Here is a 14807-nt window from a genome sequence, read left to right as displayed (position 1 = left end):
ACATATTGAATGGATTGTTAAAAACTCAAATTATGCAGCTTAAAACTAATGTGTATTTTCTCTATATTCATGCGCTAATAACAGCGATAATACGTGGATTCAGCCCGTTTTTAAGAGTATGCCGTCCATGATTGACGATGATTTTGATTTCGACCAAGCCGTGACCCGAATTCCGCAAAATCCACAAGCGACTAAATTACTGGGCAATCAACTTTTACAACAAGCTGAACACTACCTTGCTTCAATGGGCAGTCGAGCACATGCACAATTGGTCGAGTCACTCCGTCAGCTCGAGTCTGAAGATTCATACTTTGCAATCATGGCCGATCAACTTGAGTATGAAAGTGATGAACCAATCGCCAATGACGTGCTCAATCTGTTGTTTTTCTGGCAAATGGCCAATGAAAAAGAAGCGGATATGACTGAGTTTCAATTGCCCGATTTAATCCAAACGGGCTATTTCCAAGCGACTTTGCTTGAAGCTTATGATGCAATGGATTTGGGGGCATTCCAAGCCCAACGCCGCAGCGTGATTGAAGAAACTTTAAAACTGTATCAACAGCAGTGTTATGCCGGTTGTATTACGGTTCTTTATGGTCAAATTGAAGGGATTTTGACGGATGCCCTAGTTGAGCATGGTTATTTACAGCAAAATCAAACCAAGTTTGTCGATGTCTATAAAATCGTGCCGGGCTTGAAAGGCCATGAAGTCAAAAGCCTGTGGCATAAAGTCAAAATTGCCAGTGAAATCAATCCGTATTTCTTGAGCCTTGAAGCATTGAAAATGGATGCGAGTTCTAGTGTCACCGCCAGCCGTCATAATATGGTACACGGTGCGGACGTGACCCATTTCACTCAAGCACGCAGTTTCATTTTGTTTATTTGGCTGTTTGCAGTAATCAGTTTTATCAGTACTTTAAAGCGTTAGTTTGTTCCGTATAAAAGTATAGGATGGATCTAAAATTGATGCATCCTGTACATCTATTGTTTCTAAATGATGCAAATGACGTCAGCACTTAAAAAGCAAGGTATAACTCTGAGTTAAGCAAAATTTTAAATACGATAGAGGGCTGTGACATGACGAATGATAATAAACTCGATGATTTAAAAACCAAAGCGACTGAACTGAGTGAAGACTTAAAGTTAAAAGCTGAAGCGGCAAAACTTGAAGGTGAGAAAGTGCTGGAAGATGTTAAGCATCAGGCCACTGAAGCCAAGCTTGATGCTGAAAAGCAACTGACTGACTTAAAAGAGAATGTAGAAGAAAGTAAAGCTGAAGCTAATGCAGCCTTTGAGCAAAAGTTGGAGTCTGCACAAGCCAAAGCTGAGCATGCGAAACAAGTCGCGCAGGAGAAATTGGATCATTTTAAAGTTGAAGCAGGACATAAACTGGATGAGGCTAAATTTAAAGCTACAGAGTTAAAGCATGAGGCTGAAATTAAACTGGAAGAGTTTAAGGTGCAAGCCACTGAAAAGTTTGACGAATTGAAAAAGAAAGCCACAGAAACACTGCAAAAGTTTAAAAAAGACGACCAAGCTTAATGTTGTCTAGCTAGCCGACTGTTATAACCTAAATGTTACTGCACAGACTGTGTATATGATGCAGGGTCTGTGTCTAAATTAAACCATGTAATACTTTGAATTTGGTTATTCACGGTACGAATGGTATAGCGAAAGTTTTGTATTTCATAGATATATACTGTTTCCATAGGGCTGTTGGGAGCAGTGCTTAGCGGTTTAGATACCATTGAAGTCGGTGACAAGTTGATTTTTTTCTGCATGTCCTGAACTTGGTCGCCTATGGTCACGGTTTGACCCGTAGGAGTTCTAAACGAGCTGGTTGATGTATCGGCAAAACTTAGGCCCGACAGCAAATAAGCGAAAATAAAAGCGATCCCCCATTTCATTGTTTTTCTCCATATAGCTTCATTATAGACCCACAGAATATAGGTATTTTGCTATGCAAAAACATCACCTTAAATGGTGAGATTAGTCAAAAATTACAATTCTTTACGTTCAAGTTTGAAACAATTCACTGATTTCACTTTGAATGTTCTAGAGCTAAATATTAGCGTTTGACAAGATTACTAATAAAAAAAACCAACTGATTTGGTAGGAATATCGGTTTTCATGGCATATTCTATGAAGACTTAACTTAACCTCTCTAAGTTTTGTGGTTAAACTATAGCACTCAGCTGTGAACTCGAATTTGGAGCAAATATATGTCGTGGCTTTCTTCTCTTAAATCTGTTTTTTCTCCTGCGCAGGAGGTAAAGGAAGAAGAAATCCAAACAGTGCTGCAAAATTATATCTTGCCCAATTCAAACAATGCTTTAAAAGACCGCATTACTCAAGTGAATGTGCAAGGCAATATCCTGCAAATTACCCTGAATACTTTTCCTGCTGAAGCAGATGATTTACAGCAGATCCATGATGATTTGGCAGTTGCACTTGAAGCGTGTGGTATCAAAGAATTAAATATGCATGTGATTCAGCAAAAAACTGGGCATAAAGAAAAATCTGGTGGCTGCGGACATCAACACGCTGAAGGTGAGAGCTGTTCAAGCCAATCAAAACAGGCAGCGCCGAAAAGCAATTTACCGCCAGTGATTGATGCCTCAGACTCAATACCTAAAGCTGTTGAACAATCGGTTGAAGCTGATCCAAACAATCCACCGATTCAAAAAGCAGCGCCACAACAGCGTGATGTGCCGAAGCATCCACGTATTCAAAATGTGATTTTGGTATCCTCAGGCAAGGGTGGCGTAGGTAAATCGACCACTACCGTAAACCTTGCACTTGCTTTGCAAAAGCTCGGCTTAAAAGTGGGGGTCTTAGATGCTGATATTTATGGTCCGAGTATTCCGACCATGTTGGGCAATGCGGGCAAAACGCCGATGATTGAAGCGGAAAATTTTGTACCCTTAGATGCCTATGGTTTAGCAGTGTTATCAATTGGGCATTTAACGGGTGATCATAATACTCCTGTGGCTTGGCGTGGGCCAAAAGCGACAGGGGCATTGATGCAACTGTTCAATCAAACCTTATGGCCTGACTTAGATGTCTTAATGATTGATATGCCACCGGGTACAGGCGATATTCAGTTGACCCTTGCGCAGCGTATTCCTGTGACAGGTGCAGTGATTGTGACTACACCTCAAAACGTTGCACTTATGGATGCCACCAAAGGCATTGAATTATTTAACCGCGTACACATTCCAGTCATGGGTGTAGTGGAAAATATGTCGACCCATATTTGCTCAAATTGTGGATTTGAAGAGCAAATTTTTGGTACGGGTGGCGGTGATAAACTGTCTGAGCAATATGCTATTCCGCTTTTGGGACGTTTGCCTTTAAATGTACAAATCCGTGAAAATGCAGATGCAGGGAAGCCTTCGGTTCTAGTTGAAGACAGTGCAGCAGACAGCTATATGCAAATTGCTGAAAAAATTGTAGCAGCATTGCCGAAAGCTGAAAAAGACCAAACCCGTATTTTTTAAATTAAGCCTCAATAAAAAAAGCCCAACCTGATGAGTTGGGCTTTTTTGCTTTTTAGGATAGTGAATAGGGCTGATTTTGTTTTTTGGCTTGCAAAATATTAATGCTGATCGCAATCACCACCATCAAAATCCCAATAATATCAGTCACAGTTTCAGGGATAATCATACATAAAGCACCTGTACCTAAGAACATCCGCTAAAACCAGTTCAAACCAATTTTAAAGGAACTTTTAACTGTAACACCCAGCGCCAAAATACCGACCACAGAGGTAAAGACAATACTCACAATCGTGGTCCATACAGGGAATATAAACTCATGTGTCTGGACGTGTCACCTCTAGAGTGTTATGTGCCCACTGTAAGGTATATCCCTTTTAAACCGTCAAGGTTTTATGCCTGAGGTTTTGATGTCAAGATTTGCCCATAGTTTGGATATAAAGTATAAGTTTTATTATAAATTTCAAACAACAAGTTGATGTTAATTACATTACATAGAGCAGATGCACCACCTGTCGCGATGTTGACTAATTTGTTTTGTAATTTGCTCGAAGCTTGAGCACTGACTTCTGTTGTAGTGGAACGTACTGGGATGATTTTATTGTTTTTGAACGTGTTTCGAGACTTATAAGGACGGTCGAGAATAGCATGAGCTGAGTTTGTCTTTTATACAATTTCCTCGTTTTATTATCTTCAACGCCATTCACTTGGCTCTTTTATCCTTGACTTCACGTGATCAGATTGATGAATAAAAATACGCATTATTTAAAAAGTAATTGATTAAAAATCATTTGAATAGTTTTTTTTCATTAGTCATGTCCATTTGATTTATAAAACCATTGATTCAAAATAAGAATAAAATCTATAACTTCATATTTATGAAAGCTAGATTTGTTAAAGGTTTTAGGTCTCATTTGTGCTAATTGTTGAATAAAAATTAAAAAAAGTGTTATCTCGGTTCACTAAATTCGATTGCTTTCATTGAGGGGACTTATTAATCTTATAAGAATACATCTGTGGGTCTGTGAATATGATCACTTGGTTTTTTATTGGTTTAGTCATAACCATTCTTTTGACCCCAGGACCGACCAATACCTTACTTGCTTCATCTGGGATTCAAGTGGGTATCCGTAAGTCATTGCGGCTTATTCCTGCAGAAGCTTTTGGCTATCTCATCTCAATCACAGCATGGGGTTTTCTCATTGGAAAAGTGTCTACACACTTACCATTGTTACCCACTATTTTAAAGCTGTTTAGTGCGAGCTATATTATCTATTTGGCCATTAAATTATGGCGTACAGCAGATGTCGAGGTTAGCTTTAATCAGCCAACCATTCGTGCACGAGAGCTTTTTTGCGCAACTTTGCTTAACCCGAAAGCCTTATTATTTGCTTCAGCCATTTTTCCAACCATTGCTTGGACAAATATGGATTATTATTTGTCGCACATGTCGATTTTTTTGATTTTGATTATACCGATAGCTTTTTTTTGGACATTTATTGGCTCAATTTTAGCAACCAATAAAATTCGTTGGCTGAATCAATGCAACTTACAAAAAACTGCGTCGATTGTATTGATGACCTTTTCAATTCCATTGGGATATTCTGCGATTTTAAGCCTTTAATTTGAAGATTAAAGACAGAAACTTTGCGAACATAGATGTGCTTATTTTCATTGAAAGCGATTTCAGTTAAAGTACAACGCAATTATTGAAATTAAGATTTTTGGAAAGAATAAATGGCTATTAAGTCTGATCGTTGGATTCGCGAAATGAGCGAAAAACACGGCATGATCGAACCGTATGCAGAAAACCAAGTTCGTTTAGATGAAAATGGTCAAAAACTCATTTCTTATGGCGTATCAAGCTATGGTTATGATGTTCGTTGTGCACGTGAATTTAAAGTTTTTACCAATGTTCACTCGGCAATTGTAGATCCAAAAAACTTTGATGATAAAAGTTTTATCGACATTGAAGCTGATGTTTGTATTATTCCACCGAACTCATTTGCTTTAGCACGTACCGTTGAGTATTTCCGTATTCCACGTAATGTGTTGACCGTGTGTTTGGGTAAATCAACCTATGCACGTTGCGGTATTATCGTAAACGTGACACCGCTTGAGCCTGAGTGGGAAGGTCATGTTACTTTAGAGTTCTCGAACACAACGAATCTACCTGCACGTATTTACGCGGGTGAGGGTGTGGCACAGATGTTGTTCTTCGAATCTGACGAAGTGTGTGAAACGTCGTATAAAGACCGTGGTGGTAAGTACCAAGGGCAAACAGGTGTGACTTTGCCGAAGACCTAAGTTTTTGATATATAAGAAAGCGGATCATTGATCCGCTTTTTTTATGTCAATTCATTCATCGGAAAATAAATATTATCGGACAGTTGGTTTTGCATTTAGTGTGAGTTTCAGCATAATAAATTAAGAATTTAAGGTGCTTTGGTTGACGCAAATAAAAATTATAGTGCGCAAAGTAGAATGCCAAGCAAAGGATGCAGTACATAAAAGATGCGGAGCATCAAATAATAAGGATGGTCGAGATGACGAATCGTATTTATTCTACAGGGCTTAAAAAATCCTGTTTAGCTAGTCTTGTCGGACTTATGTTGACGCAGTCTACTTTTGCGCTTGAGTCACTCTCAGATTAACATCTAGCGGATACTACAGGTGAGGGCATTGCATTACTTCCTGAAAATTTTAAAATGGTCTTTCAGGGACCTAATGATATGTCGACAGCTTCGAGTTATAATCGAGGCGTTGCTAATCCACAACAGTATGATACAGGCTTTATTCGGATTATCCCGATCGGTGAAAATTATTCTAAGTATACAAATGCCGATGATCTGACCACGAAGCGAACCAAGGCTGATATTTTCATTTATGGTTTAGCTCTTTCAAAATCTGATAATAATGCCAACAGCCGTTTTAGCAATCAGGGCTTCACATGGGGAAGTGACGTTAACCCTTGGTTATTTCGTGCAGGAACTGCTACGGGCATTAAACAATTTCAACAGTCAAATGCAAGTGCTGATGTGAGTTTTCTGGGGCTAGAGGCCCCTTTGGCGACAGTTTTGGCCAGTGAAACAGATAACAATATTAAATTAGGCTTATGGTTAGATGCCTTTTCTCGGAGTTGGAATTCTCAAAATAAAGTCGATCCGATTACTGGTGCGCCAACGACAACAAATGCGGCAGCTGATCCTGATTTGAGGGTAGACCAACGCATTCGTTTGCAAGCGGTTGCCAATGGGTTAAGTCTAAATGGTTCACAAATACGTTTATTTCAGACACAAGCATCTGCCTTAGATCAACAAAACAAGACTTTTGGGATGGCGAGCTTACTTCGGATTAATACGAATGATGATCCATCAGGGCTGGTTTATGCAAATACCGATGCGAATAAATCGTTGTTAAACTCCAAAGCATTTCGAATCAGCACAGCTACAACCAATGATGGTACTGCTGTTACTCCTGCTTTAGATCGTTCACTGGCTCCTATCTTTGATGCGAGTGAGGGGCTTTATTTATACAGTCCTAACATTAATTTGGTTTTGGGGAATATGTACCAACCTTTTGTTGTTGGTTCTGAAGGGCGAAATATTATTCTTGAAGTTACCCGTATACCCAAAGTTCCAGAGATATATAAACAGATTTATACCTATTATCCAGATGTGGAAGGTGGAACCAGTACTGAATATAAAGGCTCAACTTGTAATGTAGCGTATTGTGGTTCAAATATCGTACAAACAGGTGCAGGGTCTACAGCTGTCAATTATCAAGGGAATAATGCAACACACAGCAGTATTTCAATCGGTAGCGTGACACGTGATCCAACCAGCAACACCTTAAAAGCCAATACAGCGACCAATTCTACAGGTGTGGTATTTCGTGGAACAGGAACAGCAACACCTGTGAACTTGGGTTCTGTGGCTATTGATGGTGTGTTGATTCAGCATTTTAAAATTAAGACCACAGGTTTGTAGGGGACTGACATGATTAAAAAAATATGTATAGCCATGTTGATCTCTAGTCCGATGTTATCTCAAGCTGGCTTGGTTGACCTGGATAATACTGAATTGGTGGGTGTTACTGGTCAGGGAGGGGCGGATTTAAGCTTAACACTCTCGATTAACCATCAATATGCCAATGACATGAGTCTTAATTCTATCTCTAAGACTAATGGAGTTGATGCGAATGGGCGAGCAATTGTGACTGAAGCATATTATCAAATGCGAGCAAACCAAGACTGTGCTTTATTAGAACTCTGCCGTATAGCGATTTCCCCAAATAATCATAAAGAAAATGGGCAGCAAAAATGGCTGGTATTTAAGCAATTTCAAGGGACGATGCAAATTGATAAATTTTCACTGGAAGGGACTACACTTCTGAATAGAGATGGAAAACCACAAACTGCGATGCTACTCAAGTTTTTTGATGATAAACCATTAAAAATCCGTAATTTGGGCTTTGCTAGTCTTTCAGTTGAAAGTGGTGATCAGGGCTATTTTAATACCGCAACCTACAATGGCTATGGCACGACCAAATCAGTACCCAACTTCGACAAAGGCCAAGAGCAAGGGTTTATGGGGCTCAATGTACATGGGAATTTGCACCTAGATGGAAATCTAAAAATCTTTAGCTATAACTGTTCAGGTACTGCGAGTAGTCGCTGCTAGTCATAAAGTTTCAAAAGGATATTGAAATGCATAAAATAATAAAATTAAACCTTCTGACACTATGCATTTGCGCGGCGAATCAAAGCTATGCATTACAGGCTTTAAATGACCAAACTTTAAGTGATGTGACTGGTCAAGATGGCATTTCTATTACGCACGAAGCATCAAAAATTCAGATTAAGCAACTAAATTGGGTTGACCCAGCAGAAGTTGGCCAGATGCCCGTCAAAACAGGCTTACACAATATAGAGATTAAAGCTGCTAATGGTTATAACAATATTCAATCTAAACTTGATTTCGATGTTGGAACTACACAATTAGCCAATGGTACACAAGGTGTGGGCATACAGCTTTCTGCCAGTGTATCGCCATTTACCGCAACTGCTGCTCAAATTATGTTGGTATGTTCGCCGAATTGTGCAACAGGTGAAACCGATCAAAATTTAGGAAGCTTGAAGTTATCAACCATTTCACCTTTTGAAGTGTATTTAACCACGACAAATGGCTTATTCAACCGTGATTCGAAAGCACATTTAGATTTTAAATTACAAAATGCCAGTATCAGTTATGGGCAGGGTGATCAAAATTTAACTTTGAAAGATTTGAACTTTAATTTATCGGCAGATGGCTATTTATATATTGATGACGCTGAAGGTATTGTACTCACATCCAAAGGGAGTCTTGGTGATAATCTTATTGTACTTGGGCGTGTTGAAGATAAGACCGATGTACATGGGAGTCGCAGTGGTACTGCAACAAACCCTGGTTTAAATGTTGATATGCGCTACGGTTCAGAAAACTCAACTCAACGAAATTTAATTCGAATCGGAGCATCGGGGGCATTAACGAATGGCAAGATTGCGTTCAATGCAGATCAGACTGGGATTGCTAAGTTTAATACGGTCAATCGGATTAATGGCAATGTTCAAGAAAGTGAGACTACAGCATCTACGGGTTATGCTTTTAAAAATGCGGGTGGTGTGCATTTAAACGTTGCAGCCGATTTTACGCGTACGGGAAATAGTTTACTTGGAGCTGTAGCACCAACCACATTTGAATTGGGACATACGGGAACTGGTAGTTATGCTATTGAGTTTTCAAACTTAGCGCCACTCAATGTACGTACATCTACTGATCCTAACTCAGCTTTAACGAGTCAAAATGCTTATATTGATTTTGGTCAGATTTATATTAATAACATTCGTTCTAATGCTATGGGCTTTGTGATTAATGATCAAATCAAGAATATATTGGGCGCACAAAATTATGAGCTGACATACAACCCTTCACCGACAGCGAATGCATCAAACATGGCATTTATTGCCGTGCGTGGGATGGATTTTCAAGCGATTGCCCGTAAAGCACGGTTTATTTCAGATAATTCAATCGCGGTGAATAACACTAATGAGGGAACATGGGGCTTAGGCATTCCAATTTATAACTTGAATGCTAATGCTGCTTTTTTTGCAAAGAAATATACCAATACTGCTGGAACTGTTAAGGACGGCTTAGGATACGACATTGCGGTATCGACAGACGGTTATGGGGAAGATAGTCAGGGTAATCCGAAAACAACGTCTATTATTGTGATTGATGGTGCCATGAGTCAGCATGGCGAAGAGGTGAACTACTATGCAGGCTTAAGAAATATTGATTCATATTTTAAAGCCAATGGTGTTATTGGTTTTAATGAGAATGAGATCTATATCAAAGCAGATAATTTATTATTTGCTGCCAGTGCAGAAATAGCAATCGGTCAACTCCCTGGGTCCTTATATAACTGTCCAGCAGGTGTAAGCACTTGTGCTAAAGAAGTCGTTCCGATTAATAATTTTTCTCGAAAAGAAGATGTACTGACGTCTATTGCATTTATGTTGGATGGTAAAGGTGAGCTTTTCATTATTCCGGGGCTTGAGGCGATAGGTGGAACTCCTCAGACCAATTATTTGTCATTTAAATCAAATTTTGAATTTAATACTTTAAGTAGCTTAGATCAGAGTAATGAAAGTAAGAAAGGGAGTTTTATTAGTTTAAGCAATACGGACAGTAATGGGACAACCTCTAAAACCTCTAGTATTAACTTGAATAAAATGCAAGGTCACTTAGGTTTTAATGGAAAAATTCACATGCAAAAGGATTCAGTTGTTATCGACAACCAAGTGCAATTTAACCATAAGGCATTAGTGGGTGGACAAGGGGCTGCCTTTAGAGCAGAAGTTGCACTGTCTCCAACAGGAACAATGCAGAAAGTTGCAGATATTGCCATTACGGGTGGAGCTATGCGTAGCACATTGGGTATTACTCCTCGATAAAAAGAAAGACAAGGAATAAGTAAGATGAATAAGTCTTTAATCTCAGTTTTGATTACTGCAACTTTGGGTTTGAGTCAAAGTTATGCGATGACTGCTTTAAATGATGAGGAACTTTCAGAAATTGAAGGCCAATCTTTGATTAATCTCGAGTTTCAGCAGGGGACAAATACAACAGATGCACAAGGGAAAACATATAATCAATCAAACATTGGTTTTTATAAGTTGGCTCTTAGTGCAGAAATGGAATTGAATGCCAATATTAAAAAGCTACAATTGGGCTGTGGTGGTGATAATAATGCAATTCGCGCGAGTAGCTGTGATATTGATATAGATCATATTTCACTGAGTGGACTTCCTGATAACTCAAACTATACCGCTGATGAGCGTGCAGCAACTTCTGCCTTAATTACAAATCCATTTATTCAATTCGCTATTAAAAACCCGACTTCTGCTGCCACACGTGAAGTACTGGGTTTTCGTTTGAGTGCTGAAAAGATTAAAGGCTTAATGACACTTGGTACGGAAAATAGTGCGACACCGAATGGCATTAATACATTTAGTGGCTATATGAAAACCAAAACTGCAACAGGCACAGCTGTGACTGAAGCCCGCAGTATGACCTATGCAGATACCAATTTAACAATAAATGGGGTCGTTGAAGGACGACTCTTTGGTAGCAGTTCGGGGACTACATGCCAAGATGGCTTCTTAGATCCGTGTCAAAGTATTTCCTATACCTCTAATAATTATAATTTAAACTTATCTTCTACTTCGGCGCCTTTTACTATTAACTCTACAATTGTATCTGGAACTCGAATGAAAGACGTGACTTTGAAAGGCAGTGGTACAGTTGGTCAAATTGACTTTAGCGGACAACTAACCGCGAAGGTATTAGGTCTATTAAATTTAGATAAACAAGTCTCAGGTAATATTACAGGCCTGAAAACGGACATTACTGTAAATCAAAGTCTGGGTTTAATTCATGCATTATATTTAAATAATCCTGCTTCATTGTCCTTACAATCTCAAGATGTTTTATGGACTGGAGCTGCCGTAGGAGCAAATAAGGGTTGGTGGTTAGCGATGGAAGATGAAGTGGAACTAGGCAGTTTAAGCCCAACGACTAAAGTGGCGATCACCAATGAAGTTCTAAAACAAACCATTGCGGGAATTAATAAAGACTTGACTGATAATCCACGAAATTGTGGCAATCTTTTGACAGGATGTGTTGGTGGTTCTGCGCTTGTTGTTGGTAATGTGCCTATGACGACTACATTGGATTTTCCATTGACTAACTTAACCTTGCAGGGGCAAAATTTTAGGCCAAACTGTTATGGCGGATTAAAGTTTTGCTAAAAACTAAATTGCAAAAAAATCCCGCAACCTGTGCGGGATTTCTAATTTCGAAATTATTTTGCAATTTTTTCGAGTAATTCTTCTTTCGAAATATTTACAGAGTCTGCATCACGACGGCCTTTATATTCAAAAGTACCTGCATCTAGGCCTTTTTCACCAATTACAATGCGATGAGGAATGCCTGTAAGCTCAAGATCGGAGAATTTTACGCCTGGACGTTCGTTACGGTCATCCAGTAAAACATCGAAACCTGCTGCTGTAAGTTCAGTGTATAAAGCTTCAGCTGCTTCCAGCGTCCGTGGAGATTTATGGGCGTTCATTGGCACAATCGCAATTTCAAATGGTGCAATGGCTGTAGGCCAAATAATCCCTTTTTCATCAAAATTTTGCTCAATTGCTGAAGCAACTACGCGCGTAACTCCAATACCGTAACAACCCATGGTTACAGTGAATGGTTTACCATCTTCGCCTAGAACTTTACAGCCTAAAGCTTCTGAATATTTTTGACCTAATTGGAAGATATGACCTACTTCGATACCACGTTTGATTTGTAGCGTACCTTGACCATCTGGTGATGGATCGCCTTCAACTACATTACGGAGGTCATAAACTTCAGTAAACTGTGCGTCGCGCTCCCAATTGAGACCTGTAACGTGTTTATCCAATTCATTTGCACCTGCAACGAAGTCAGAAAGAACAGATGCAGCACGGTCAACAATTACAGTTAAGCCTTTTTCAACTAAACCTTGTGGTCCACAGAAACCTGCTGTTAAACCAAGTGTAGCAAGTTGTTCTTCAGTTGCGAAAGTTAATGGAGAGGCAATGCGCGGGTGTTTCTCAGCTTTAATTTCATTTAACTCGTGATCACCACGTAAGAACAAGGCTACAACTGGTGTTGCTTGGCCGTCTTCGGCTGCAATACCTTGCACTAACAAGGCTTTTACAGAGTGAGCAGGATCAGATTTTAAGAAGTTAGAGACGTCTGCAATGGTTTTTTGATTTGGTGTATCAACCACTTCCAAAGCTTGAGTTGGAGCTGCACGTTCACCGACTAAAACGGCTTCAGCCATTTCAATGTTTGCAGCATAGTCAGATTCAGTTGAGAAGGCGATATCATCTTCACCACTTGATGCTAATACGTGGAATTCATGTGAACCTGAACCACCAATTGAACCTGTATCAGCTTGTACTGGACGGAAATCTAAACCTAAACGGGTAAAGATTTTGCAGTACGCATCGTACATGATGTCATAGGTTTCTTGCAGTGATGCTTGGTTTGCATGGAAAGAATACGCATCTTTCATGATAAATTCACGTGAACGCATTACACCAAAACGTGGGCGAATTTCGTCACGGAATTTGGTTTGTACTTGGTAGAAGTTTGCAGGCAATTGTTTATAGCTTTTGAGTTCATTGCGTGCAAGATCGGTAATCACTTCTTCGTGTGTAGGACCAAGTACGAAAGGGTTATCATGGCGGTCTTTGAAACGAAGCAGTTCAGGGCCGTATTGGACATATCGACCAGATTCTTCCCATAAAGACGCTGGCTGAGTTACGGGCATCAGGACTTCGAGTGAACCTGCATTGTTCATTTCTTCATGAACGATCGCTGCAACTTTATTTAATACGCGAACGCCCATCGGCAGCCAAGTATATAAACCTGAAGCCAATTTACGAATCATCCCAGCACGTAGCATCAGTTGATGTGAAATCACTTCTGCGTCATTTGGGGTTTCTCTTAACGTTGCAAATAAAAAGCGACTCGCGCGCATGGAAACTGTCCTAAAATTTTAAACTTTGAAAGTCAAAGAGTATACAATGAAAAATGAAGCGACACGTTGATGTCACCTCAGAGAAATGCGGATTATTATGACATGATTTTATGTACTTGACGCAGCATAAGGTTCTTAAAGTTATCTAAAGAAGTGCAGATCATAGAAACGATTACTGAGGTAAATAGCAAGAGTGGAATGATACGGACAATCACTGGATATGCCATTGATATATGATTCAGTATTTGGCCTTAACCTGAACGTGAGAGGGGGATTCACTTCGACTATCGTTCATTGGGAGAGGCTTTTAAGAGTATTTGTGCTGTAGTCATCGTGAACGCAATGATTGACCGCTTATTAATCATAAGTTCAATTTTTGAGTTGGTAGAGTAAAGAGATCAGCAGGGTAAACATTGAGCAATAAGTATAATCATGCCTGAGTTGGAATGAAAAATAGGGATACTTTTATAGCTTATGATCCTTTTACCACAATATTGTCTTTATTAAATAAAGTCCTTATATCAAGTGCAATTATTCAAATGTTTTTAAGCGAGCAATAATTCTGTCGTATTCGGCTTTTGTACTACGGTAGTTACTTTGTAATGACTGTATTTGCTCTTTTTTCATCACAATATTTTTTGAATTATAATCAAGCATATCTTGTAGTGGTTTTGGATTACTTTTACCTTTACGCATATTTTCTTTTTCTTGGCGTAAAAAACCAATTCGGTCATTTTGTAATTGCTTTAGTTCATCTTGTTGAAATTTAATTTGTTTTAAAATATATGAAAGTGCCGTATTTCGTTTTTCTGTTGCTACTTGACTGTTGGTATAAGCACGTTTTAGTTTTAGATCAGCATCCCGTTGCTTTGCAGCGATAGCTCCTTGGGGTGCGTATTGTGCATCTTTTTTGGCGTTGTATGGCCGTGCTCGTTGAATCACTTGCATATTCGTATCGAGCGCTTCATATCCATATCTAATATGATCTGGTGTCACCGTACTACTAACATTGGCGATACCTTTACTATCGTAATAACGATACCAGACTGCTTTAGGCGGATCGGCCATGACCATGATGCTTTGTACACTAAGCAAAGTCAGTAAAATGACTTTTGCAGTCATCATTTTTTTCACGATCAAAGCAAGTTTGTAATTAAACTCCCTAAGCATTGATACCCCCATTTAAAG

Annotated in this window: 12 protein-coding genes and 1 pseudogene; 9 read left to right on the top strand and 4 right to left on the bottom strand. The window is 39.3% G+C overall.

Going from position 1 to position 14807, the window contains the following annotated elements:
• Positions 1-127 precede the first annotated feature (127 nt).
• Positions 128-928, top strand: a complete 801-nt coding sequence (locus tag ACZ8ZH_RS12820) for a hypothetical protein (RefSeq protein ID WP_119063579.1) — start codon at positions 128-130, stop codon at positions 926-928.
• Between the two features lie 149 nt (positions 929-1077).
• Positions 1078-1542: a hypothetical protein gene (locus ACZ8ZH_RS12815; protein WP_119063578.1), complete on the top strand. Its 465-nt coding sequence runs from the start codon at positions 1078-1080 to the stop codon at positions 1540-1542.
• Between the two features lie 35 nt (positions 1543-1577).
• On the opposite strand, the gene ACZ8ZH_RS12810 is transcribed toward ACZ8ZH_RS12815, so the two are convergent.
• Entirely contained in the window at positions 1578-1907 is a 330-nt protein-coding gene (locus tag ACZ8ZH_RS12810) for a hypothetical protein (RefSeq protein WP_119063577.1), read from the bottom strand.
• Positions 1908-2222: 315 nt separating this feature from the next.
• Between ACZ8ZH_RS12810 and apbC the strand changes: the two genes are divergently transcribed.
• Entirely contained in the window at positions 2223-3500 is a 1278-nt protein-coding gene (gene apbC / locus ACZ8ZH_RS12805) for an iron-sulfur cluster carrier protein ApbC (protein ID WP_119063576.1), read from the top strand.
• Positions 3501-3552: 52 nt separating this feature from the next.
• On the opposite strand, the gene ACZ8ZH_RS12800 is transcribed toward apbC, so the two are convergent.
• Positions 3553-3693 carry a hypothetical protein gene (locus tag ACZ8ZH_RS12800; protein WP_228199420.1) on the bottom strand — a complete coding sequence of 47 codons (141 nt, stop codon included), beginning with the start codon at positions 3691-3693 and terminating at the stop codon, positions 3553-3555.
• An 834-nt stretch (positions 3694-4527) separates the two neighbouring features.
• Here ACZ8ZH_RS12800 and ACZ8ZH_RS12795 point away from each other — a divergent pair.
• The 6 genes and pseudogenes from ACZ8ZH_RS12795 (at position 4528) to ACZ8ZH_RS12770 (ending at position 11847) form a co-directional block, all read left to right on the top strand.
• Complete coding sequence (locus ACZ8ZH_RS12795; RefSeq protein WP_086208523.1) at positions 4528-5121, top strand: LysE family translocator; 594 nt, start codon at positions 4528-4530, stop codon at positions 5119-5121.
• Positions 5122-5234: 113 nt separating this feature from the next.
• Positions 5235-5804, top strand: a complete 570-nt coding sequence (gene dcd / locus ACZ8ZH_RS12790) for a dCTP deaminase (protein WP_004694514.1) — start codon at positions 5235-5237, stop codon at positions 5802-5804.
• A gap of 239 nt (positions 5805-6043) precedes the next feature.
• Positions 6044-7486, top strand: a pseudogene (locus tag ACZ8ZH_RS12785) (hypothetical protein).
• 9 nt (positions 7487-7495) lie between these two features.
• Positions 7496-8179 carry a hypothetical protein gene (locus ACZ8ZH_RS12780; protein ID WP_086208521.1) on the top strand — a complete coding sequence of 228 codons (684 nt, stop codon included), beginning with the start codon at positions 7496-7498 and terminating at the stop codon, positions 8177-8179.
• Positions 8180-8205: 26 nt separating this feature from the next.
• Complete coding sequence (locus ACZ8ZH_RS12775; protein ID WP_119063575.1) at positions 8206-10491, top strand: DUF6160 family protein; 2286 nt, start codon at positions 8206-8208, stop codon at positions 10489-10491.
• Between the two features lie 24 nt (positions 10492-10515).
• Complete coding sequence (locus ACZ8ZH_RS12770; RefSeq protein WP_110974309.1) at positions 10516-11847, top strand: hypothetical protein; 1332 nt, start codon at positions 10516-10518, stop codon at positions 11845-11847.
• Positions 11848-11900: 53 nt separating this feature from the next.
• Here ACZ8ZH_RS12770 and ACZ8ZH_RS12765 read toward each other — a convergent pair whose 3' ends face one another.
• Positions 11901-13619, bottom strand: coding sequence for a proline--tRNA ligase (locus ACZ8ZH_RS12765; protein ID WP_119063574.1), 1719 nt, complete (start codon positions 13617-13619; stop codon positions 11901-11903).
• A gap of 531 nt (positions 13620-14150) precedes the next feature.
• Positions 14151-14789, bottom strand: coding sequence for a hypothetical protein (locus tag ACZ8ZH_RS12760; RefSeq protein ID WP_086208517.1), 639 nt, complete (start codon positions 14787-14789; stop codon positions 14151-14153).
• Positions 14790-14807: the final 18 nt, after the last annotated feature.

Source organism: Acinetobacter sp. SW-226, from assembly GCF_055632855.1.
This window is presented reverse-complemented; position numbering and strand designations above follow the sequence as displayed.